This is a genomic window from Sphaerospermopsis torques-reginae ITEP-024 (genome assembly GCF_019598945.1).
Taxonomy (GTDB): domain Bacteria; phylum Cyanobacteriota; class Cyanobacteriia; order Cyanobacteriales; family Nostocaceae; genus Sphaerospermopsis.
Window position 1 is genome coordinate 5182793 of the sequence record NZ_CP080598.1, and the last position, 23863, is coordinate 5206655.

At 36.1% G+C, this 23863-nt stretch carries 23 protein-coding genes and 2 pseudogenes; 16 read left to right on the plus strand and 9 right to left on the minus strand.

The window, feature by feature from the left end; translation table 11 throughout:
- The first annotated feature begins 30 nt into the window (after window positions 1-30).
- The 6 genes from K2F26_RS24120 (at window position 31) to K2F26_RS24145 (ending at window position 3145) form a co-directional block, all read left to right on the plus strand.
- Window positions 31-327, plus strand: a complete 297-nt coding sequence (locus tag K2F26_RS24120) for a hypothetical protein (protein WP_220609806.1) — start codon at window positions 31-33, stop codon at window positions 325-327.
- 147 nt (window positions 328-474) lie between these two features.
- Window positions 475-654 carry a PIN domain-containing protein gene (locus tag K2F26_RS25040; RefSeq protein ID WP_246605476.1) on the plus strand — a complete coding sequence of 60 codons (180 nt, stop codon included), beginning with the start codon at window positions 475-477 and terminating at the stop codon, window positions 652-654.
- A 53-nt stretch (window positions 655-707) separates the two neighbouring features.
- Window positions 708-836: a PIN domain-containing protein gene (locus tag K2F26_RS24130; RefSeq protein ID WP_437441041.1), complete on the plus strand. Its 129-nt coding sequence runs from the start codon at window positions 708-710 to the stop codon at window positions 834-836.
- Between the two features lie 92 nt (window positions 837-928).
- Window positions 929-1813: an ABC transporter permease gene (locus K2F26_RS24135; protein ID WP_220609807.1), complete on the plus strand. Its 885-nt coding sequence runs from the start codon at window positions 929-931 to the stop codon at window positions 1811-1813.
- 163 nt (window positions 1814-1976) lie between these two features.
- Window positions 1977-2138 carry a hypothetical protein gene (locus K2F26_RS24140; protein WP_220609808.1) on the plus strand — a complete coding sequence of 54 codons (162 nt, stop codon included), beginning with the start codon at window positions 1977-1979 and terminating at the stop codon, window positions 2136-2138.
- Window positions 2139-2230: 92 nt separating this feature from the next.
- Complete coding sequence (locus K2F26_RS24145; RefSeq protein ID WP_220609809.1) at window positions 2231-3145, plus strand: ROK family protein; 915 nt, start codon at window positions 2231-2233, stop codon at window positions 3143-3145.
- A gap of 97 nt (window positions 3146-3242) precedes the next feature.
- Here K2F26_RS24145 and pyrG read toward each other — a convergent pair whose 3' ends face one another.
- The gene (gene pyrG, locus K2F26_RS24150; protein ID WP_220609810.1) at window positions 3243-4880 is read right to left on the minus strand and encodes a CTP synthase; all 1638 of its coding nucleotides are present in this window, start codon (window positions 4878-4880) and stop codon (window positions 3243-3245) included.
- 321 nt (window positions 4881-5201) lie between these two features.
- Here pyrG and K2F26_RS24155 point away from each other — a divergent pair, with 321 nt between their 5' ends.
- A complete protein-coding gene (locus K2F26_RS24155) occupies window positions 5202-6977 on the plus strand; it encodes an N-acetylmuramoyl-L-alanine amidase (protein ID WP_220609811.1) in 1776 nt (591 codons plus the stop codon).
- A 168-nt stretch (window positions 6978-7145) separates the two neighbouring features.
- Here K2F26_RS24155 and K2F26_RS24160 read toward each other — a convergent pair whose 3' ends face one another.
- Window positions 7146-8504 carry a sensor histidine kinase gene (locus K2F26_RS24160; RefSeq protein WP_220609812.1) on the minus strand — a complete coding sequence of 453 codons (1359 nt, stop codon included), beginning with the start codon at window positions 8502-8504 and terminating at the stop codon, window positions 7146-7148.
- Between the two features lie 84 nt (window positions 8505-8588).
- On the opposite strand from K2F26_RS24160, the gene K2F26_RS24165 reads away from it, so the two are divergent.
- Window positions 8589-9281 carry a response regulator transcription factor gene (locus K2F26_RS24165; RefSeq protein ID WP_194054736.1) on the plus strand — a complete coding sequence of 231 codons (693 nt, stop codon included), beginning with the start codon at window positions 8589-8591 and terminating at the stop codon, window positions 9279-9281.
- A 457-nt stretch (window positions 9282-9738) separates the two neighbouring features.
- On the opposite strand, the pseudogene K2F26_RS24170 reads toward K2F26_RS24165, so the two are convergent.
- Window positions 9739-9945, minus strand: a pseudogene (locus K2F26_RS24170) (DUF2085 domain-containing protein); the annotation flags it as partial.
- Window positions 9946-10295: 350 nt separating this feature from the next.
- Here K2F26_RS24170 and K2F26_RS24175 point away from each other — a divergent pair.
- Both K2F26_RS24175 and K2F26_RS24180 read left to right on the plus strand, forming a co-directional pair.
- Window positions 10296-12137 carry an ABC transporter substrate-binding protein gene (locus K2F26_RS24175; RefSeq protein WP_220609813.1) on the plus strand — a complete coding sequence of 614 codons (1842 nt, stop codon included), beginning with the start codon at window positions 10296-10298 and terminating at the stop codon, window positions 12135-12137.
- Between the two features lie 157 nt (window positions 12138-12294).
- Window positions 12295-12468 (plus strand): hypothetical protein, encoded by a 174-nt coding sequence (locus K2F26_RS24180; protein ID WP_220612028.1) that lies wholly within the window; start codon window positions 12295-12297, stop codon window positions 12466-12468.
- Window positions 12469-12509: 41 nt separating this feature from the next.
- Here the strand turns inward: K2F26_RS24180 and K2F26_RS24185 are convergent, their stop codons facing one another.
- Together K2F26_RS24185 and K2F26_RS24190 are read right to left on the minus strand one after the other, a co-directional pair.
- The gene (locus K2F26_RS24185; RefSeq protein ID WP_220609814.1) at window positions 12510-13019 is read right to left on the minus strand and encodes a DUF2085 domain-containing protein; all 510 of its coding nucleotides are present in this window, start codon (window positions 13017-13019) and stop codon (window positions 12510-12512) included.
- 200 nt (window positions 13020-13219) lie between these two features.
- Window positions 13220-14038 (minus strand): Uma2 family endonuclease, encoded by an 819-nt coding sequence (locus tag K2F26_RS24190; protein WP_220609815.1) that lies wholly within the window; start codon window positions 14036-14038, stop codon window positions 13220-13222.
- A gap of 276 nt (window positions 14039-14314) precedes the next feature.
- On the opposite strand from K2F26_RS24190, the gene dcm reads away from it, so the two are divergent.
- Complete coding sequence (dcm, locus tag K2F26_RS24195; protein WP_220609816.1) at window positions 14315-15637, plus strand: DNA (cytosine-5-)-methyltransferase; 1323 nt, start codon at window positions 14315-14317, stop codon at window positions 15635-15637.
- Window positions 15638-15640: 3 nt separating this feature from the next.
- On the opposite strand, the pseudogene K2F26_RS24200 reads toward dcm, so the two are convergent.
- Both K2F26_RS24200 and argZ read right to left on the minus strand, forming a co-directional pair.
- Window positions 15641-16353 (minus strand): annotated as a pseudogene (locus K2F26_RS24200) (NgoBV family restriction endonuclease).
- 216 nt (window positions 16354-16569) lie between these two features.
- A complete protein-coding gene (argZ, locus tag K2F26_RS24210; protein ID WP_220609819.1) occupies window positions 16570-18681 on the minus strand; it encodes a bifunctional arginine dihydrolase/ornithine cyclodeaminase in 2112 nt (703 codons plus the stop codon).
- Between the two features lie 451 nt (window positions 18682-19132).
- Between argZ and K2F26_RS24215 the strand changes: the two genes are divergently transcribed.
- Together K2F26_RS24215 and K2F26_RS24220 are read left to right on the plus strand one after the other, a co-directional pair.
- On the plus strand, window positions 19133-19408 hold the full coding sequence (locus K2F26_RS24215; RefSeq protein ID WP_220609820.1) for a hypothetical protein: 276 nt from the start codon (window positions 19133-19135) through the stop codon (window positions 19406-19408).
- Between the two features lie 53 nt (window positions 19409-19461).
- Complete coding sequence (locus K2F26_RS24220; protein WP_246605478.1) at window positions 19462-19923, plus strand: hypothetical protein; 462 nt, start codon at window positions 19462-19464, stop codon at window positions 19921-19923.
- An 81-nt stretch (window positions 19924-20004) separates the two neighbouring features.
- On the opposite strand, the gene K2F26_RS25280 is transcribed toward K2F26_RS24220, so the two are convergent.
- On the minus strand, window positions 20005-20130 hold the full coding sequence (locus K2F26_RS25280) for a hypothetical protein (RefSeq protein ID WP_255512646.1): 126 nt from the start codon (window positions 20128-20130) through the stop codon (window positions 20005-20007).
- Window positions 20131-20212: 82 nt separating this feature from the next.
- On the opposite strand from K2F26_RS25280, the gene rbp reads away from it, so the two are divergent.
- On the plus strand, window positions 20213-20509 hold the full coding sequence (gene rbp, locus K2F26_RS24225) for an RNA-binding regulator (protein ID WP_220609821.1): 297 nt from the start codon (window positions 20213-20215) through the stop codon (window positions 20507-20509).
- Window positions 20510-20626: 117 nt separating this feature from the next.
- On the opposite strand, the gene K2F26_RS24230 is transcribed toward rbp, so the two are convergent.
- The gene (locus tag K2F26_RS24230; protein WP_220609822.1) at window positions 20627-21655 is read right to left on the minus strand and encodes an NADP-dependent oxidoreductase; all 1029 of its coding nucleotides are present in this window, start codon (window positions 21653-21655) and stop codon (window positions 20627-20629) included.
- A gap of 150 nt (window positions 21656-21805) precedes the next feature.
- On the opposite strand from K2F26_RS24230, the gene K2F26_RS24235 reads away from it, so the two are divergent.
- Both K2F26_RS24235 and K2F26_RS24240 read left to right on the plus strand, forming a co-directional pair.
- Window positions 21806-22729, plus strand: coding sequence for a ribonuclease D (locus K2F26_RS24235; protein WP_220609823.1), 924 nt, complete (start codon window positions 21806-21808; stop codon window positions 22727-22729).
- A 265-nt stretch (window positions 22730-22994) separates the two neighbouring features.
- Window positions 22995-23837 carry a tetratricopeptide repeat protein gene (locus K2F26_RS24240; protein ID WP_220609824.1) on the plus strand — a complete coding sequence of 281 codons (843 nt, stop codon included), beginning with the start codon at window positions 22995-22997 and terminating at the stop codon, window positions 23835-23837.
- The last annotated feature ends 26 nt before the right edge of the window (window positions 23838-23863 follow it).

The following is a 23863-nucleotide window of genomic DNA, read 5'->3' on the forward strand; positions in this document are numbered from 1 at the left end:
AATATTCAGCCATCATCAGGAGTCAAAACCATGCAAGAACAAATAACCGACTATCAACAAGAACTAACCGAACGTATTTCCACATTGGTAGATAAATTATTTCAAGGAAGTAGTTTCTACAAAGTCAAATTAGATCAATATGAAATGACCGAAATGTTGATAGAATTATTTGGTAGATTGTCACCAGAGGAAATGAGAGCAATTAAAGAACATGATTTAACCAGAAGAATTGATAAAATTCTTGTGTTAGAAGCGGTTTCTGGAACATTAAACGACTTATCACCCGAAGAAATAGCGATTTTTGATGCAGCAGTAGAAGGAAAATAACACGGTGAATTATTTACTTGATTCAAATATCGTTAGTTATGCGTTAAAGAAAAATACAACTATAAATAATAAACTGAGAGAGTTAAGTTTTCTTGGTTCGGAAATATTTATTAGTTGTATACATACTATGAAATTAAAAGAGGGCTAATGTATTTAAACGCTACTAGGCAATTAGTAGATTTTCAAGGTTTTTGTAATGATTATCCTGTGTTATTTTTAGATGATTTAGAAATAATTGAAAAATCCTGTGAAATTCACTCTCAATTAAAAAACAAAGGTACACCTATTCAAGATGCAGACGTTTTACAGCAGATTCCTTTGTTATGAGGTAAAGTCTAATCTTCTTGTTTCTTGAATTTTACCTTGTGTCTTAAAATCAAGTGTACCTCATTACACCGGGAAATGCTGTAATAGCAGCAACAGCAATTATCTTAGATTTAATTCTTGTTTCTAATGATTCCGATTTATCGAGAGTTGAAGGACTTAAATTAGAAAATTGGTTATTGTAATATATAATTTATATTATAATTTATATTTTTAAGTCTCACGCCAAGACGCAAAGGGTTAGAAAAAGAAAAATTACCATCATAATTATATTACCATGACTATTACAAAAAGCCGCATACCCAGATTTTTAAACTTTGCTAAATCTAACCTATCTCAAAAATTTATGTTGATAGGTTTAGCTATTACCCTATCATTCATATTTTTAGCCTTTTTTGCCCCAGTGTTTCAACAGTGGGGATGGTTACAAAACCCGAAAGAATTTTTAAGTAACCCTATTCATAATGCACCTTCCTTTAAACATTGGTTTGGTACAAGTCGCTTGGGTTATGATGTTTTTTCCCGGACTATTTTCGGCGCACAAGCAGCTTTACAAGTAGTGATTTTAGCCACTGCATTAAGTATGATAGTGGGTGTACCTTTGGGGATGGTAAGTGGTTATTTAGGAGGAAAATTAGATAAAACTTTGCTATTTCTCATGGATAGCATTTACACTTTACCGGGTTTGTTGCTATCTGTTACCTTAGCTTTTGTGGTAGGGAGAGGAATATTAAATGCAGCGATCGCCATTAGTATAGCTTACATTCCCCAATATTATCGCGTTGTCCGTAATCACACCGTGAGCGTCAAAACCGAAGTCTACATTGAAGCAGCGCAAGCAATGGGCGCTTCTACCTGGATTGTATTATCAAGATATCTATTTTTCAATGTTATTCAAAGTGTCCCCGTCCTCTTTACCCTTAACGCCGCAGATGCCATATTAGTATTAGGTGGTTTAGGTTTTTTAGGTTTAGGACTACCTGAAGATGTACCCGAATGGGGATATGATTTAAAACAGGCACTAGAAGCACTACCTACAGGTATTTGGTGGACCACTCTTTTTCCCGGTTTAGCTATGACTATCATGGTAGTAGGGTTATCACTACTTGGTGAAGGGTTGAATGAGTTTGTCAATCCTCGTCTGAGAAGAGAAAATAGATGATTGGTAATTGGTAATTGGTAATTGGTAATTGGTGATACAATTTTGGATTTTGGATTGTTTTTGTCAACTCCAATCTAAAATCTAAAATCTAAAATCTAAAATTATTCTGACTCCTGACTCCTGACTCCTGACTCCTGATAACTAACAAAACTGAGAGACTCCTGTGAACGATAAATTTACTTTAATTGCAGCTGCTACTGGTGGGTTAATGCTTTCTGTTGCTTTATCGGGGATTTTAAAAGGTTCACCCGTGACAAATATACAGAATTTAAGCATGAGTACAAATCAAATTACTCATGTACAAATAGCCAGTAAAAAATCTTAAAATTAGTTAGTGATTGGTTCTTGGTTATTGATTATTGAAAAAAATAACTAATGCCCAATGCCCAATGCCCAATGCCCAATGCCCCATAACTAATGACTAATGTAATTGGTATTGATTTAGGTGGAACAGCGATTAAACTGGGAAGATTTACAGCAGATGGTAATTGTTTACAATCTGTAACTGTGGATACTCCCCAACCGGCAACACCAGAAGCTGTATTATTAAAGATGATAGAGGCGATCGCCCAAATTGATCCAGATAATCAAAGTATAGCGATCGGTGTGGGAACTCCAGGACCTGCTGACGCTGCTGGCAGAGTTGCCAAAGTTGCCATTAATCTGGTAGGATGGCATGATGTACCCTTAGCAGATTGGTTAGAAGCAAAAACTGGAAAACCTACCATCCTCGCTAATGATGCTAACTGTGCAGGTTTAGGAGAAGCTTGGTTAGGTGCAGGCCGTAATTTTCAACATTTGATTTTACTCACTTTGGGAACTGGGGTTGGTGGTGCGATTATACTTGATGGTAAATTATTTGTAGGACATCAAGGTGCAGCAGCAGAATTAGGTTTGATTACTTTAAACCCTGATGGTCCAACTTGCAATAGTGGTAATCAAGGTTCTTTAGAACAATATGCTTCAATTTCAGCTATTCGTCGTCGCACAGGAAAAGAACCCGCAGAATTAGGTAAATTAGCTGAAAATGCCGATATTGAAGCCTTGACATTTTGGCAAGAATATGGTAAAGATTTGGGAATTGGCTTAACAAGTTTAATATATGTACTCACACCCCAAGCGGTAATTATTGGTGGTGGTGTCAGTGCCAGTTTTGAATATTTTTTACCAGCAATGCAAGCAGAAATCGAAAAGCGAGTTTTACCAACATCCCGTATAGGTTTACAAATTTTACCAGCAGAACTAGGTAATTCAGCGGGAATGGTAGGTGCTGCTAAATTAGCGTGGGGACTGGTGACTGGTGACAGTAAGAAGGTGACAGGTGACAGGTGACAGGTGACAGTAAGAAGGGAATAGGGAACAGGGAATAGAAAATTATTTGTTCATCCTCCTGCCTTCTGCCCCCTGCCTCCTGCCTCCTGCCTCCAAATTAAGAAACTTGGACTGGTTTAGATGTATTCTTACTGTGATGAGTACGGGAAATAGCAGCTTCCATGAAACCTTTAAATAAAGGATGGGGTGTACTCGGACGAGATTGAAATTCTGGGTGAAACTGACAAGCTATAAAAAATGGATGTTTGGGATATTCAACTATTTCTACTAACCTTCCATCAGGAGAAGTACCACTGACAACGTAACCCGACTCTAATAAAGCGTTGCGGTACAAGTTGTTAAACTCATAACGATGTCGGTGACGTTCATAAATGACTTCTTCTTGATATAAATCAAAGGCTAGTGTACCCGGTTGTACACGGCAAGGATACAAACCTAAGCGCATTGTTCCACCTAAGTCTACTACGTCTTGTTGTTCAGGTAAAAGATTAATAATGGGATTTGTGGTATATGGGTCAAATTCGGCGCTGTTAGCATCAGCTAAACCTTCAACATTTCTCGCCCATTCAATCACAGAACATTGCATTCCTAAGCATAAACCTAAAAAGGGTATTTGGCGATCGCGTGCAAATTTAATCGCGGCAATTTTGCCATCTATCCCCCGACTACCAAAACCACCAGGAACAAGAATACCATCCACACCTGCAAGATAATTTTCCGCTGATTCAGTTTCTAGGGTTTCTGAATTTACCCATCTTATCCGCAAATCACCGTAAGTAGAAATCGCCGCATGACGTAAGGATTCAACTACAGAAAGATAAGCATCACTTAAACGCACATATTTACCAACAATGGCAATTTCTACGCTATATTTAGGACTATACATTCTTTCTACCATTGTTTCCCACTGACTCAAATCAGGCTGGCGTTGTTCCATTTGCAACAAGTCTAAAGTTTGCTGCGCCAGTCCTTCCTTTTCTAAAATCAGAGGTACTTCATAAATGCTACTAGCATCTTGACAGGTAATCACACATTCTACCGGTACATCACAAAATTCCGATAATTTTTGTTTTAAACCCACACCGATGGGGCGATCGCAACGACAAACTAAAATATCTGGTTGAATACCAATGGATCTCAATTCTTTAACAGAATGTTGAGTAGGTTTAGTTTTCATCTCCCCTGCTGAAGCAATCCAAGGGAGAAGGGTGACGTGCATATACAAAACATTCTGTCGTCCGACTTCTTTACGTAACTGACGGATCGCTTCTAAAAATGGCAGTGATTCAATATCACCCACAGTACCACCAATTTCCGTAATTACTGCCGCCGGATTTGTTTCCTTAGCAACTCTTAAAATGCGGTCTTTAATTTCATTGGTAATATGGGGAATTACTTGTACAGTCCCACCATTATATTCTCCCCGGCGTTCTTTATTAATTACTGATTGATAAATCAACCCAGTAGTAACACTGTTTAACCGGGACATAGAAGTATCCGTAAAACGTTCATAATGTCCCAAATCCAAATCTGTTTCTGCACCATCTTGGGTAACAAAAACTTCCCCATGTTGAAAGGGACTCATTGTACCAGGATCAACATTAATATAAGGATCAAGTTTGAGAATGGATACTGAATAATCCCGTGATTTAAGCAACCTCCCCAAACTTGCTGCTACAATGCCTTTACCAATACTGGAAACAACGCCTCCAGTTACAAAGATAAACTTAGTCATAGTATTTTCAATTTCTAGCAACTTCTAAAAATACATTCTGTTTCTTGAAGGATAAAACGTGCGCCCAAACACTAGATATGAAGTAAAGATTCAGCTAATGCTTAAAGGTAAGCTACCCCGTCAGCTTTTAGCAGTCAGGTTTTAACGGTTACGCCAAAAATCACTATTCGATTATCTACCGATTGATTGATCAAATATTCTGACTCCTGACTCCTGACTCCTGACTCCTGACTCCTGACTTCCTGCTTTTTATGCTTCATTCTTTATCCTTTATTATTCATTGTCTCACAGTCATTATCGTAAAATCTTCTGTGTTTTGCCGTGAAAAAACTCTTAGGATTAGTAGTATTTAACTGTCTGCTTACCTCCTCCGTTGCTTTTGCACAAACATCGCTCCTAGTAGTTTTTCCCCCAACAAACTACCAAACCAGTAAAGAAAAAATATTTTTTATCGGTACTGCACCACCAGTTGGAGAAGTTCTCATCAATGGTAGACTAATTAACCGCAGCAAGGCTGGTCATTTTTCTCCCAGTTTCCCTTTACAGTTAGGGGAGAATGTATTTAAAGTACGTTACCAAAATCAGGAACGAGAGATTAAAGTAACAAGGCTTTCTACTCAACCAGAATTACCACAAGGTTTAGGCTTTGCTAAGGATTCTCTGACTCCTGCTGCTGATATTGCCAGACTACCGGGAGAACTGATTTGTTTTGGTGCTGTTGCACCTCCTCAAGCTGGTGTTTCTGTCAAGTTGGCTAATCAAACCATTCCCTTATTACCACAACCACCACAAGCGCAATTACCTGCTAATTCAGGTGTACTAACGGGAAGAAATCAACCCACAACTTCTAGTCCTAACAAATATCAAGGTTGTACAACAGTGGCCAATGCTGCTGATTTAGGACAACCTCAATATAGTTTGACATTGAATGGTCAGACTATCACTGAAACTGGTAAGGGCAAAATTGAAATTCTTGCACCTGCACAGTTGCCAGTTGTGGAAGTGTCAGCAACATCAGGTGTTGCTCGCACAGGTCCTAGTACAGATTATTCTCGACTGACACCACTACCACAGGGAACAAAAGCAACAGTTACAGGTAGAGAAGGTGATTGGCTACGCTTAGATTATGGGGCTTGGATCAATAGTAAAGAAACTAGAATTATACCAGGTGCAGTACCACCACAGACTGTAATTCGTAGTGTGGGATATCGTCGCTTGTCTGATAGAACAGAAATCAGGTTTCCTTTACAAATGCCCATACCTGTAAGTGTGGAACAGAGCGATGGGCAAAGCCCCGCCTTAGGCGATCGCACTTTTAGTCTCACCCTTTACAATACTATTGCTCAAACAGACACCATTCGCCTGGATGATGACCCCTTGATTTATCGCCTAGATTGGCAACAGGTGAGTCCTGGTCAAGTGAAATATACCTTTAACCTCAAAAACTTCCAACAGTGGGGATATAAGCTGAAATACGACAACACAACGCTGGTTTTGACCTTGCGCCATGCACCTAAGATTCACAACAGAAAACGCCTACCTTTATCTGGTATTAAGATATTACTTGATCCTGGTCACGGTGGTAAAGAGTCTGGTGCAATTGGTCCGACTGGGTATCCAGAAAAAGATGCCAACTTGGTAATTTCCAAGTTACTGCGGGATGAGTTGGTAAAACGGGGTGCAAAGGTGGTGATGACAAGGGAAGATGATCGGGATGTGTCTTTAGTGGAACGTCAGCAGATGATTGAAAAAGAAGAACCTGCGATCGCCCTTTCTATCCATTACAATGCTTTACCTGATGACGGCGATGCCGAAAAAACTAGAGGTTTTGGGACTTTTTGGTATCATCCACAGGCACACAGTTTAGCAATATTTTTGCAAAATCATGTAGTAAAAACATTGAGGAAACCTTATTATGGGGTGTTTTGGAATAATTTAGCCCTGACTCGTCCTGCTGCTGCTCCTTCAGTATTATTAGAATTAGGTTTTATGATTAACCCCCAGGAGTTTGAAGAGATAGTCAACCCCCAAGAACAGCGAAAAATGGCGCGGACTTTAGCTGATGGGGTGACAGAGTGGTTTAAAAGTCGGAAATAAAGCAAAACAGAACGTAAGTAGGAGTAATTCATGAATTACCCCTACGTAATAATTAGGTTTTTAGTCCTATATTGTGTAAGTCATAGTAAATAATGAAACTACCAATACAAGAGAGTTTTACTCCTGACTCCTGACTTCTGACTCCTGACTTCTGACTCCTGACTCCTGCTATATAGGAATTTTCACAGTAAAAGTTGTTCCTACACCCACTTTACTGTCTACAAAAATTTCTCCTTGATGTCGATCTACACATTTTTTCACAATTGGTAATCCTAACCCAGTACCAACAATACCTTCAACATTTTCCGAGCGATAATAAGGCTCATAAAGCCTCACCTGTTCCTCTGGAGAAATGCCGATACCTTCATCTATCACTTGAAAAATAGTAGCATCCTCTTGAGCATTTAAAATCAAGTAAATTTTACCCCCTGGTGATGAATATTTGATAGCATTTAAAAGTAAATTACTCAAAATAGAATATAGTAACTTTTCATCTAGATTAGCCCGAAAAGATTGACCATGTTTGATAAATTTAATAGTATGAGTTGTGCGACTAAACATTTGCACATCTTCCAGCAAATTTAAACAAAAATTTTCCACATTAATTAATTGAGGTTTATAATCTAGTTCACCGGCTTCGGCTCTAGTTAAAGTTAATATATCTGTTAAAAGGTGATTCATTAACTTAGCTGAAGACTGAATGCGATAAAGGTTTTTCAATTCCTTTTCATCTACTAATTCTATCAAAATTTCCCTTAATAACTGACAAGATAGCAAAATTACACTTAAAGGAGTACGAAATTCATGGGAAATCATAGAAAATAACTGAACCTTGAGTTCCCCAATCTTTTTTTCTTGAGCTAAGGAAGCTTCTAAAGATTTAATATGTTCTCGTTTCACCGATTGACTCTCGATAATAAAACATAAAATGCAAATTACTAACAAACTTAAAAGAGTTCCTATTATTTCTATGATGATTCGTAAGTGAATACTATTTTCTGACTGCTGGAGAGAAGTTTTCAAATAACTTTGTTCTTCCCCTTGAATTTCTAAAATTATCGGTATAATTTTCTCTCTGAGATTAACACTAAGTTCAGTAATTTTATTTTGCCGTTGCCATGAGGTTTCATCTTGTTGATAAAGTTTTATAGATTCTTCTAACAAAGCTAATCTTTGATTAACCAATGATTTTAAAAGAGCAAATCGTTGTTTCTGTTTGCTACTATTATGTATTTGAATATCTAATAAATTAATATTAGTTCTCATATTATTGATAGCAGTTTGATAACGATCCAAATCTTGTTGACTGCCCAAAAATATATACCCCCGTCGTGCTGATTCAGCCACAGTCATTGCTGCATAAAAATCTGTCAAAGTATTGAGTGTTTGAGAAGTATGTTGAACTTGAGCAACATTTTCCTTAATTTCGGTAGTGTTGTTTAATGCAGCGAAAGTAACCAAAAGCATCAGAGATATAGCCAAAGAAACTCCCGCAGAAATCCAATTTACTGAAAAATGCAATTTCATAAATTACCTTTTTATTCAGATAGTCAATTTAAGTTAATATTTCCCTCATTACTTCATGACTTGCTGTGGAATAAGGAATAAATTATGCGAATTTTAATAGTTGAGGACGATATTCAACTGGCAGAAGCACTAATAGAAGCTTTAAGCAGACGAAAGTATATAGTTGATGTTGCTCAAGACGGAGAAGCAGCTTGGCACGCAGCAGAGTCAATGAAGTATGATTTAGTGGTGCTGGATGTCACTTTACCAAAGTTAGATGGCATCAGATTTTGTCACCGCTTACGCACCACTAGCACCAACAGTCCAGCACATCGTAATTCAGCAGCACCCGTATTAATGCTAACCGCCCGTGATACCGTAGCCGATAAGGTTGCTGGTTTAGATGCCGGCGCAGATGATTATGTAGCAAAGCCCTTTGACTTAGAAGAATTAATGGCTCGGATACGTGCTTTACTCAGACGTGGTAGTGCTGCCAGTACAGTCAGTTTATCTTGGGGAAAGTTAACTTTAAATCCCAGCACTTACGAGACTACCTATGATGGTCATCTTATGTCCTTGACTCCTAAAGAGTATGGAATTTTAGAACTGCTGGTTGCTAATGGTAGAAGGGTATTGAGTCGTTCTAGCATCATTGAGCAGGTTTGGTCTGTTGATGACTCTCCAGTGGAGGAAACAGTAAGGTCACATATTAAAAGTATTCGACAAAAATTAAGGGCTTTAGGTGCGCCGGAAACTTTGATTGAAACTGTTCATGGTTTGGGATATCGTCTCAACTGATACAATTGATACAAAATTATAGGGAATTTGTTGTTAATCTGTTCAATGTAGAGGCGATTGATAAACTGTCTCTACCAGATTTTTATATCTCACAGGCTTCATTTATTAAATGCATTGTTAGAAAAGAATAAACTCACCATCATCATACAACTTTCTAGAAAAGTTGATCTGCACAAATTCTGCACAAATCTTGCACGGTAATTGCATATATAGGTTATATCCTGAGAGAGTAAAAATTTTTTTCGCTCAGGAAAGATTAGACTAATGAATTAGCATTTGAGTGATGATTGATTACTAAGAACAACAACAAAAACGCCTTTACTCTATCTTCAAATCATGTATTAATCAAGTTACTAGTTATCCAGGGTGTGTGAACTAAATCACGTTATTTTCATCAAAGGAATAAAAAATGTTAACGAACATTATAGACGATGGTCGTGGCAGTGGTAGGCGCATTCTAGCTGGTTTGCGTCTCTGTCTGCCTGTGTAAAATTGGCATAGCAAACAACCCCCAAGGCAAACCAGTAATTAAACCAAAAGGTGTAACAATGTAATTATTAAAATCCCACAAATCAAAAATTTGCGCTGCTAACTCCAAAGGATAAGCCATCATTAACACACTAGCAAAAGCAGCACCGATCCAACTATATTGATGTAACCAAAAACGGTTTTGGTTTTGAAGTGTATTCCTGAAAAAGTGTGCATTTTTTGGGATTTCGAGAGATGGCAAAGAAATTTTCAAATCTCCTCCTGACTCCTGTTCCCATGACTTACGTCACCCTGCGCGAACATGAAAAGACTTTCTCCGCAACCCCTATGTAGGTTGGGTTGAGGAACGACACCCAACATTTATAAGGGTTTGTTGGTTTACGCTATCGTTTAACCCAACCTACAAAAATCCTTAACCGAACAGTATTGCTTCCACATCTGTAGAAATTATCTTCACACTCATATAAAAACTTCACAGAAAAATCAGAGTATCATTCTAGAAAAGACGATAACATCTGAAATAAAATGTGTGAAAATTATCAGCAATTTATAGACAATCTTGGCATTAATATTGAGCTTTTCTTACAAAATTTAGATACTACTCCTAACACAAACAATCTCATTCAACTAGATAAGATAATTGTTTGTAATTGTTTATTGGGATTATCTCGACAACAAATAGCTAATATAGTCAACTTACCTAGACAGAATATTGCCGACCGATTAAGTAATATTATTTATCCAAAAATAGCATATATAATGGGTGTAGACCAAGAGGAAATAGCTGGCAATTGGGTCAAGATTATTAACTTTTTAAACGCCCCCAAAAACGGTTATAGATTAAATCCTCCACCTCAATTAAATAGTGATAACTTTCAAGGCAGCTTTGGAAGACAAATTTTTATTTATTCAGCTAACCAAGAAATAGTTCAATATCAGATTCAAGGAACAAATTTTTATCAACAAGGACTTTACTATCAAGCATTTCAGTGTTTTTTAAAAGCTTGGAATCAAGAACTTAATAATTATGGAATTGGTAATCCTGAAGTATTAATCTACATCAATAACTGCTTGATTGAATATAAAAAATCTCTTTTACAAAAGAAGGGTATTAAAATTTATACTTTAGCTGTAGTTACTCCATTCTTTCATAATCAAGGGCAAGTTGCAGCCGAAATTTTGAGAGGAATTTCTCAAATACAATTACAAGTTAATCTGCAAAGTTTTGATCGAATTTCTTTAGGTCAAGAGATAAATTTAAACGATATCCGTCCAACCTATTTACCTTCAATATCTAGTGATAGTCAAATAGCATTGCAAATTCTTGTTGTTAATGATCCTAATAACTTATACGATCCATATAACCAAACAGCAGAAAAATTAGCTGAGTTAGCACCACAATTGAACCTAGTTGCTATTATCGGTCATTATTCAAGCGAAATGACCAAAAATGCACTGCGTTTTTATAAGCAGAAAGGGTTAACTTTAGTAAATTCTAGTAGTACATCAAATGAACTTTCCCAATTATCTATAGATGAAAGTTTATCTTTTTTTAGATTGACTACACCAGATGCTATTAATGCTAAAAAAATGGCTAATTATTTGATAGAAAAAGTTTCCAGCCAAACTCCCAAAAAAGTAGCTCTTATCTATAACCAAAATAGTAGTTACAGTATTTCCTATAGAAACAGTATTAGGAAATATCTAGAAGAACATGAAGATAAATTTGTTTTTCTCGAAGAATGTAATTATATTAGTGAAAATTATTACAGAGTCCAACAATATATAGAATATCTGAAAAAAAATGATGTTGATATTATCATTATAATTCCCGATGGAGGAATTGAACCAAATTCCCTTGATAATGCTGGGTTAATTAGCCGATTAAATATCAACAACTGTTTAATAGTCGGCTCGGCCACTTTTTATCATCATAATGTTTTACATTGGATTCATGAGCAAACTCCTTGCAATACTACAAATCAAAATAACCGTCAAATTATAGCTTCTATTCCTTGGCATTACCAAAGTCAAGAAAATGGGTGTGAGAGTTCTAATTTTATACCAGAAACTTTTTGTAAAATAGGTGATAAGTTATGGGGAATAGAAAATTTAACATGGCGCAGTGCAACAGCTTTTGATTCTGTCTTAATAATCTTAAAAGTCTTGGAAGAATACCGTAGTCAATCTAGCCAAGATTTACTTATACAGATGGATCAATATTTCAAAAAAAAGAGAAAACAGGTAAAGGGTGTTACGGGTTTGATTCAATTTGATCAAAGTGGCGATCGCCTTGATCCTCCAGCAGAAATAGTAGCCATCAAATGGGATGAAACACAACAACAATGGCAGTGGAAAATATGCTGAAAAACTAATGGCAATTGTGCATTAATTCGGTTATAAATTGATTCATTCATCCCTAATTATCAACATCCATAGTCAAAATTTTCCACATATAAAGTAGAACTACTCCTAATCCTTACGTTAATCTAATTCCATAAACTAGACTTGGAGAAATAGAAAAATGTTGAAAGTATTTGCAGATCGTGGTGGTACATTCACAGATATTATTGCTGTCACGAATAACCAGGAAATTATAGACAGACTTTCCAGACATACACAACGTTTTTTGATTGTTCCTCAGGCTAATAAAAAATGGATTATTGTCTATAAATGCTATCTGGAGATGTTTTTGTGATAGAAACCCCCGGTGGTGGTGGATTTGGTTCAACACCTTAATCACACCTTTTGAAAATGTAAAAGTGGCATAGCAAACAACCCCCAAGCTAAACCAGTAACTAAACCAAAAGGTGTGACAATGTAATTATTAAAATCCCACAAATCAAAAATTTGCGCTGCTAACTCCAAAGGATAAGCCATCATTAACACACTAGCAAAAGCAGCACCGATCCAACCATATTGATGTAACCAAAAACTGCCTTTTCCTTTAGTTATAGCACACAAAATTCTAGTAATTAACAATCCTGTAACAGTGCCATAACACCGCATACAAACCGCCATAATATGAGGTGGTGCTAACTCCAAACCCATAGTAGGTTGAGGACAAACATGATTACCCATAAAATAAATAATATCCCCAATATTAGGCAGTACCAAAAAACCAGAAGCGGCTAAAAAGGGAGCAATAGGGGGACCAAATACCATTCCTACTAACAGGAAGTCAGCAAAAAAACTCACCCAATTAATTTTTTCAAATTCAACCTTTTCTAATAAAATAGCCCGTTGCATTTCTCTCTGTGTCCTCTGTCACTCTGTGGTTTGTTTCTTTCATTATACAGTGTAAATATTCAGCAGTTAGCTTTCAGCCATCAGCTTTCAAGACTCAGGTACAAAGAATAAGAACAAATGAGAAAAAGTAAACTTTCCTCCTTCAATTAATCCTACTTGATCTTTGATTTTGCCGTTATAGGCTGATAGCTGATTACTAATTATAACTCATCATCAGGATTTATACCCAACTCTCGCAATTTTGCAGCTAACTTTGCAGCTTTAATTTCTGTTTGTTCTGCTCTTTGTTGTTGTTGTTCTGCTCTTTGTTGTTGTTGTTCAGTCCTTAATTTTTCTAACTGTGCTTGTTCATGACCTACTAATAATAAGTTACCTTCATTATCCCACCAACGTAACCAAAGTTGATCGGCATTATTTAAGTAACTTCCTTGCCATAAACCTAATTCTACACCTAATGGCAGAATTGGATAGTGTCCGCGTTCGTTAGGCTGCATTTTTTGGTAAGAAAAATCTACCAAATGATAAACTTCTAAATTGCCACTATTAACTTCATAAATGGCATAATAGGGAGCGCGGATAATGCGTTCATAAACCCAAAATTTCCCAGGTTTTTCACCTGGTTGTAAACCCGCTAGAGGGGTTGAATCTCGTTCTTCATCACCGTTACCACTAGCTAATTCTATGACAATTAAAGGGGGAATATATTCACGCCAAAGTACATAAGAACGGCGAATTTTACCATCTAGTCTGGGGGGAACATCAGGGACATAAAACCAATCCGGTGCTACTGTTCCTTTTTCTGGTGGTTCAGTTTCTCGCCAATAAATCCCGCAATCTTGACCTATACAAAATTGTCCATCGGGATGTAATTTTTCTAAAGTTTGAATTATTGAATCTGTGATGATTATGCTTTGGGGATGTTCTTGAAAGTTCTTCACGAAAGTACCATCAGACTCCGGTAATTGAGTATGATCAGGAAACTGTGGAGGTATGGAAATATCAGCCAGGGTTTCACTCATACTGTTTAAGAGATTGGGGTTGTTATCTTTAGATTATATCATAAACAAATTGTTAGGAGTCAAGAGTAAAAATATTTGTTTTACCATTAATACACAACATCAGCTTTTTTATCAATCATCAATAAATGATGTAAAAACTATTACTAATAATAGAGCAGTAAATTTTGAAAATTTATTTCTAAAATTAGTAAATAAATCTCTGAAAAGTGTTTACAAATAATCAAATTTATGATAAATTAAAAGAAGCTTTGTCACTATTATCGGGATAGTAAATCTATGTTTAATACCATTAAATTTATTGATTTGTTCGCAGGAATTGGAGGAATGCGCTTAGGTTTAGAACAAGCTTGTAAATCTTTAGGAATTAAGCCTGAATGTGTTTTGACATCAGAAATAAAAGCATCGGCAATTCAAGTTTACCAAGATAATTTTCAAGAAGAGAAAAGTTGGGTTGATATTACAGGAATATCAACTCAACAAATACCTGATTTTGATATTTTATTAGCGGGGTTTCCCTGTCAACCTTTTAGTAGTGCAGGAACAAGACAAGGATTTTTAGATACTAGAGGAACGCTGTTTTTTGAAATTGAACGCATTTTAAAAGATAAATCACCTTTCGGTTTTTTATTGGAAAATGTGGAAGGTTTAGTACAACATGATCAAGGAAAAACCTTAGCAACAATTTTAAATAAATTAGAACAATTAGGTTATAAAGTAAAATATAGTGTTTTAAATGCTCAAAATTTTGGTGTTCCTCAAGATAGGAAAAGAGTGTATATAGCAGGAACTAAAACTGATGCAATTTCTTTAACATTTCCTAAAAATGCCAAACCAGTATTATTAGATATTTTAGAAACAGGTTGTCCAACTTTAAAAACTGAATTTATCAAAAAATTATTACAAAATTATCCCATTGAACAACTGTATGGAAAATCTATTAAAGATAAAAGGGGGGGAGAAGATAATATTCACAGTTGGGATTTAGAATTAAAAGGAAGTGTGAGTTTAGCACAGAAGGAATTGTTGAACTTATTGTTAAAACAAAGAAGAAGAAAAATATGGTCTGCTAAAAAAGGGATTCACTGGATGGATGGAATACCCTTAATGTTAGATGAAATTGCTACTTTTTATCCCCATCCTAACTTAGCAGAAATGTTAGATGATTTAGCAAATAAAGGTTATTTAAAATATGAACATCCGAAAGATATTCAAGAAGTAGTTAACAAAGATGGTAACAATGTGAAAAAACGAGAATATAGATATGATTTACCCAAAGGATATAATATAATAGTCGGTAAACTGAGTTTTCCTATCAATAAAATTCTCGATCCTTATGATATTGCACCCACATTAGTAGCTACAGATATGCAGAAATTAGCAGTAGTTGATGGGGATGGTTTAAGATGTTTAACTGTCAGAGAGGGATTAAGATTGTTTGGTTTTCCTGAAGATTATCAGATTAATTTACCTATTAATAAAGCATTTGATTTATTAGGAAATACCGTAGTAGTTCCTATTGTAAGAGAAATTGCAGAAAGAATAGTTCTTCAAAGAATGTTATCAGTTCCTAACAAAGAATATGTTTTGACTTTTCTGTAAAACTTATAATTCTTCTCCAGTATGCAGCAAATAGTTATCTTTAACTTTTTGTAACCATCCATCACATCCACCAACTTTTTGTAACCATTCATAACTTTCTTCAGTTTTTCTAGTAGCTATTTTAAGAGTGTTATATAAAGCTTCTACAAAATCTAACCTAGAGTTAAAAGGAAAATATCTAGCCCTATTAGAGTACCAGTTAATAGGTCTAATACTGTAAAGTGATTTTTTTTTAGATTGACATTTAACTGGGTATGTTTCTGACTTTCCTGTAATTTCCCAAATCTTTTTTAGCCACACTTTTTTAACTTTAAACTTGTAATCTTGTATATCATAAGAAAATATTAAATAGTCAGCATCTAGACGATAAGCTTGCTTAGTTAATGAATCACAGTATGCTTCAAAATTTGCTACATCAAAACCAGGTGGCTTATTAAAATAAAAAGCCTTAACTTCTAATAAACCAGCAAAATCTGAATTTTCATCAACCAAAAAATCAGGGAACTCTTGAGTATTTTGTTTTGTCCTGAAATTAATGTTTTTTGTCTCATCCATTCAGCAAGCCATTCTTCAAATATATATCCTACAGCACTTTTTTCATTTATTTTTACAGATATATTGAAAAAATCAACAATAATTTCTCCTTCTTGTTTTGTAATTTCATCCTGAATTAATAAATTGTAAATTTGAGTAGCAATAGGATGATATTGAATCATAGGTGTATGATTTTTCAAGAGTAACTTGAGTCATACTATCATCAGTATCAAAATTGACTATTTATTTAATATTGTTTTTATACTGAATTAAAAACCTCAGCAAATACTCCAAATTATAACTCTCTGCGTTCTCTGCGCCTCTGCGTGAAAAAAACAAAGACACAAAAACGCACAGAAAAACTCTTTGCATCTTTGCGTCTTTGCGCGAAACCTTACTTAACCTACATTAGCAACATAAGGACTCGTCAACTTATCCAACTGCTGCACCAACAAACTTAAAAACAGACCCACATCCGTCACCACACCTACAGATTCAATTGAACCGCGATCGCTCAATTTTGTCACTACCGCAGGGTTAATATCCACACATACCATCTTCACCCCTGCTGGTGTCATATTTCCTACACCAATAGAATGCAGCATAGAAGACAACATCAATATCATTTCCGCACCTTGAATGATTTTTGCATACTCTTGTTGTGCTAAAATCAAGTTCATCTGCGTATCCGGTAGGGGTCCATCATCACGAATTGAACCAGCAAGTACAAAGGGAATGTCATTTTTCACACATTCATACATCACACCGCTAGTAATTACCCCAGCATCTACCGCTTTAGCGATGCTACCAAAACGGCGAATGGTGTTAATTACTTTTAAATGATGTCGGTGTCCACCACGTACCGCTACACCGCGTTTCATATCCACACCGAGAGATGTTCCCATCATATTTTGTTCGATGTCATGAACTGCGATCGCATTTCCTCCTAGAAGTCCTTGAACATAACCCTCACGAATCAATCTAGAAAGGTGTTCACCGCCGCCTGTATGAATTACCACTGGTCCAGCGGTGACAACTACTTTACCGCCAGCATCCCGAATTTTACGTAATTCCCAAGCCACCTGTTCCACAACTAATTCTACCCGTCTTTCACTGGAAACACCGGAAGACATAAAGCTAAATTCCTGGGCGTTACGTTGTTCGCGGGATTCGGTTTTACGGATAGTGCGGATACCTTGAACGTCAACTACCACCTGTTCACCAATTTCTAGATCACGTAAAATTTTACATCTAGCAACTAACCCATTAGCTGTACTAGAAATGGCGATCGCCCCATCCATGCGTTGATTTTCTACTTTCAACCATTGTCCATTTACCCTTACTTCGGTAGGATAAATTGTACTTACATAGAAATCATCAGGAGCAACACCCGCTTGTAAAACTGGTTCGAGTTTTGCATCTCTTTCATCTTGGGGTAAGTCAACCGCACCCAAATCAATCAACTGGGATATAATCTCTTCCATTACATCATGAGATGGTGCAGATACCCTGACTTCCGCTGCTGAGGTGCTTTGACGTTGTTCACCCAAGTTAAACTTGAGAACTTGGAAACTTCCCCCCATGTCTACGATCAAATCTAAAGCACGGTTAATTAAACCTGCATCTAGTAAATGACCTTCTAAACGAATTACCCTACTTTCTACCTGAGTATTAGCGTGTACTTCTTCCCGTACAGGTTCAGTCACTCGCAAAGTTAAACATTTAGCCGCACCACCAGCTTTCAAAAACTCGGTTAAAGGAGTTTCAATCACTTGAAAACCAACTTCCGCTAACCGTAATTTTAAACTATCACTGGCTTTGTTCATAATCACGATGCTTTCAATATTCACCGCATTACAAGCAAAGTTAACCGCATCAGCTTCTGCAATAGCAATACGTTTTTCTGGCGCAACGCGCATTTCTATCACCCGGTTAGAGTAGGAGTCAAACGCACCGGGGTAATACAGCAAATACCCGTTAGCTAGGGGACAGAAACAGGTATCAAGATGATAAAATCTTTCATCCATCAACCGCAGAGAAATCACCTCAATATCTAGCCATTTAGCTAAGTATGGGTGAGAATCTAACTCAGAACGGAAACCATACCCCGCCCATAACCAGCGCCCTTCCCTGTCTAAAAGCGCGTCACCAGCACCTTCAAAGGGTAAGTCTTTAGGAAGTGTGTAAACCTTAAAACCATTATTTTCAAACCACTGTTGAAAATACGGTTCTTCTCCTTGGCGTTCCTTATGTAAAAAACGGCTGAGAACCACATTTTCACCAAGAACTAAACCAGCATTGGCACTGAATACCATATCTGGCCAACCTTTTTGGGGTGTCACTAAATCGACAATGGCGTGATTTTTGATAACATTGTATAATTTATTCCACTGTTCTACAGCGCGATCGCGTGATGATTTGTGAATATTCCCTTCCATCCACGGATTAATCACATAGTCTACATCGTAGTGGTCGGGAGCGCACATTAAAAACCGAATTTGGGAAACCATAAAAAATTTTACTTTGCTTTTCAGTAATCTCTTCTGGATACAGAGTTTTGGTGTTCTAAGTCTGTCAAATCTGCTACTTAATAGCTACCTTTTGCTCTTGGTAGACTATACCAGGATATCGTTCCTATTCTATTACTGCTATAGGGAAAAGGAGGGGGAGGAGGGAAAATGTGTTATGTGGGATGTAAACTGCTGGCTTTTACATTCTCAACTAACTCATAGTGAGTTAATTTTTATAAAAATTTGTATTAAAAAAATAATTTATTTTATGTATAAACACTGTTTACAAAAATTTACACTATAATTTACAGTGTATGTGATGTTAATGTTTGTCACAATTAAGCACTTACAAACAGAATACACCCCATTACATAAGCCACACCGTCTGTTTTAAGATTTCCATATTAAAATTGTGATATGAATTGATATTTACGAAATGGAGAACATAACCATGTCAACCAATTATATCTCTTCGCCAGAAATCAAAATTCTTAAAGAAGGAGAAGAAGTGCTAAATTTGTGGCCTACTGAGTCAGGCTACCACGTTGTTATCAAGAATCCAAAAGGAGAAGTTTCTGTGATATCCATAAGTCTAGATGAGAATAAAATGCCAAGAATTAATCAAACTCCCAACTTAATGATTACTCACATGGATGAAACTGGCATCTCGGAAGTAGTTACCAAGAAAGAAACACCAAACGGCACAGTAAAAATTTCTAATTTCTAGAATCACCATCATGTATTTCTGTATTTTTTATCCACTCAATCAAGGTGTTAACCATGTCCAAGAAATCAGATAGAAATAGAGCAATTAATGTCAGAATTGATATGTTAACCGAAACGGAACAAGAACAGCTTGCAAGTGGAATTAAAAAACTGAAAAAGCAAATTGCTCCAGAAGCAAGGGGAACAATAGTTGAAGGGGATATGAAATCTCTTCCTGCCAAAGAATCTAAATTACTGGATTCAGCGGAAACAGAAGGTATTTCATTAAATCAATATATAGTTTATGCTTTAACTCGCCAAGTTGTATCCACAGATTTTATTCAAGCAACACCAGAAAAAGAAATAAGTGAACAGGAACAAAGTTTTCAAACACTACTACAAAGGTTAGGAAAAGCCTCCGAAAGTCAAATTCAATCAGTTTTAGCTGAACGTGAAGTTGTAGAACCAGAAGAAGAATTAAGTGATGAAATTATCGCTTCTCTTCAACAAAAAATAAATAACGCAATGAACAAATAACACAATAAACACTAAAAACAAAGAATTTTATATAAGCGTTACCGGATTAGGCGTTAATGTAATCAGCTTGAACTGATAAAGTTACTTAGACTTTAATTGTTCACATAACGATATGTAACAGTTTTGGTCACTTCTTCCCCGAAAGTGAATTTCCGTGCCATGATGGGAGGTGAGAAGTAATTCGGCGACGGCGTTTGTTTTTAACATTGATAGGTTTTTTCCTTTTGGTACTTACAGACTTTTCTCCGAAACCTAAATCTCTACACTCTTATGATTTTGGAGAAAATCTATGTCAATTTATGTAGGCAACCTCTCTTATGAAGTTACCCAAGATACTCTAACTGCGGTTTTTGCAGAATATGGTTCTGTAAAGCGCGTTCAATTACCTACCGACCGTGAAACAGGAAGACTGCGCGGTTTTGGGTTTGTAGAAATGAGTACAGATGATGAAGAAACATCTGCTATTGATGCCCTTGATGGTGCTGAGTGGATGGGAAGAGATTTAAAAGTTAACAAAGCTAAACCCAAAGAAGATAGAGGTGGTGGTAATCGCAACAGTGGTGGTTATAATCGCAATCGCTACTAAGTTATAAAGTCAAGCATTTTTGCTAATGCAATAGTTTTAGCAAATTAATTGAATTAATTAACGGCTCAGGTATGACAAAATAGTAATACTTGAGCCTTTTTAATGGATAATTTCAGATTAGGGCTGTTCAGAAATCTGCACAATTAATTTACCCATTTTCTCACCATTAAAAAGTTTGAGAATTGCTGTAGGTGCATTTTCCAAACCTTGCACAATTTCTTGTTGATATTTTAATTTTCCTTCTTGTATCCATTGTCCCATTTCCCTAAAAGCAACATCCCATTGACTCACATAATCAGTTACAATAAAACCTTTTATTAATACCCGCCGCATTAAAATCTGACTGAAATTATAAGGTCCGGGTACAGGTTCTTGAGTATTATAAGTGGAAATTAAACCACATAAAGGAATGCGGGCATTTAGATTAACCTGTGTTAAAACCGCGTCCAGAATTTCCCCACCTACATTTTCAAAATAGATATCAATTCCCTGGGGACATGATGCAGCGAAAGCGGGAATTAAATCAGCGGTTTGATAATTAATTGCAGCATCAAAACCGAGTTCTTCTAATAAATAACGACATTTTTCATCGGAACTAGTGATACCTACTACACGACAACCTTTAATTTTCCCTATTTGTCCCACTAAAGAACCCACTGCACCAGAGGCCGCTGAGACTACTAAAGTTTCTCCGGGTTGAGGTTTTCCTATATCTAAAAGTCCAAAATAAGCGGTGCAACCAATAAAACTCAGAGGTCCCATAAATGCTGTTAGGGGAACTGTTAAAGGTTGGGGAATTTTGGTGATGTAAGGAAGATTTTCAGTAGTAATTAAAGCGTAATCTTGCCATCCTAAGAGTCCAGAAACGAGATCCCCCCTTTGAAATTTGGGATTTTTCGATTCTTCGACTACTCCTATTGTCATACCGCGCATGACTTCCCCAAGTTCCACAGGTGGCATATACTGGGGGCGATCGCTCATCCAAATGCGATGGGTAGGATCTAAAGAAAGATAGATATTGCGGATCAGTATTTCACCATCTTTTGGTATGGGAATGGGTTCTTCTCGATATTCAAAGTCACTTACTTTGATGTCACCCACAGGACGAGATGCTAAACGCCATTGACGATTTATAGATGATTTCATAAATTTGAGTTTTTTTTCAGAATTTTGGCAGATTGGCAAGAACTTTTATTAAAACTTAGCATAATTATCAGGCAGTAGGTAAGGGCAAAATTAGTCACAAAATGTTAATTTGGAAAATTATAACTAAGTTAAACTGCTCTACATCTACCAATGCCTTATCTTACTACTGCTGCGGAAATCCGTTCTCAAATTGCTAAATATACCAAAGCTAAAACTTTGTGGATAGATACAGAAGTTGCTGATTATAAAAGTCGTAATCCTCGATTATCCCTGATTCAAATATTGGATCATCCTCAAGATATGACTGGTGACAGTGTTTATATTTTGGATGTTTTAAATAAGTCTGATGTGATTGCTGCTTTTATTGAGCAAATCATGATTAATGAATCTATCGAAAAGGTTTTTCACAATGCAAGTTATGATTTGAAACTTTTAGGCAATAAAAAAGCCAAAAATATCACTTGTACTTTAGAAATGGCTAAGTCCATACCATATCATATTCTACCATTGCCTAATTATCAACTGAAAACTCTAGCTAATGTGTTGTGTAATTTTTATGGTATTGATAAACAAGAACAAGGTAGCGATTGGGGTATAAGACCTTTAAGCGATGATCAATTAGAATATGCTTATTTTGATTGTATTTATTTAGCTCAAGTACATTCAAAATTATTAGCTTTACAGTCTCAAGTTACTACAAACCCAGAAACGGAAGATTTATCTTTACTTTCTCAAAGATATACAGAAGTGGAACAGCAAAAAAAACTGATTAATTCTGAATTTGATTATTTACAAGAACGATTAAAAAAAGCGATGCAAGTTCAAAATATTTCGGAAACTGAATATTGTAAACTCAGCGGTTATGAACGTAAATCTGTTAAGGTTAAATTTACCGAATTGGTGAGATTAGTGGAAAATGAAGATATTGATTTGGATTTTCCTATTACTCTAACTGAGAAATTACAAAAAGAATTAGGCAGAAATTTGGAACAATTAGATGTCGATATTGAAAAAAGTTCTGTTTGGCGGTTAATTGTTAAATCTCAGGAAGAAGATGTTAATAATGATGAATAGAATGCAAAAGCCAGAATTTATTATATTTTGAACTTACAGAACCCTGACTTATTTAATAAGTTAGGGTTTTGATTCTTTATAGTAACTTAAATGGATATTATTAAACATTTTACGAAATGAAAACTGAAATTATTTATACATTAAATTTTCCGGTAAATGGTTAAATTTGGAAAAAGTAATTCATGGAATCTATTAGATTTCTCTTAAATTTTGGTAACAACGGGTAACAATTTTTTCCGGGTATGCAAGTAATTGATAAGAACTTATGAAATGGCAGTTATTGACACATAATAGACAAGTGCTAGGCAGAATATTCAAAATAGCAGTAGTTACTGTTTTCAGTGGGATTTTATGCGTTTCTTGCAATCAAAATCAGGATGTTTTAGTAACTGAAATAGGGGTGAGTCCTCCTAACCGACTGACACCTAGAACATCCAAAGCAGGAGAGTTTTATATTCAGGGACAAAATCAGCACGCTAAAGGTAATTCTGAAGCGGCTATTGCTGCTTATAGTCGTTCAATTAGTCTTAATTCTCAATATGCACCTGCGTTTAAAAGTCGGGGTTTAGCATATTTTGATATTGGTAATAAAGAAGGTGCGATCGCTGATTATAATCAAGCTTTGCGTCTCAATCCCAATGATGCAGAAACTTATAATAATCGTGGTAATACTTTTGCATCTTTGGGAGATCAACAAGCAGCTATTTCTGATTATAATGAAGCGATTCGTTTAGCTCCAAATTATGCCGAAGCTTTTAATAATCGCGGAAATGCTCGTGCAGCCCAAGGTGATAGAAATGGGGCGATAGAAGATTATACTGAAGCAATTAGAATAGATGAAAATTATTCTGTTGCCTATAATAACCGGGGAAATGCTTACGCTGCCGTGGGAGATCCACAAAAAGCGATCGCAGATTACAATCAAGCTATTCGTTTAAATCCTAATTTTGGACCTGGGTTTAATAACCGAGGAAATGCTTTTGCTGCTGCTGGAGATAAACGCAGTGCATTACAAGATTTACAACGGGCAGCAGCTATTTTTGATCGAGAAGGTAACAAAGAATTGTATCAACAAGTAATGAAAAATATCCAAGAATTAGGAAATTAGGTAATGGTGACTGGTGACTGGTGACT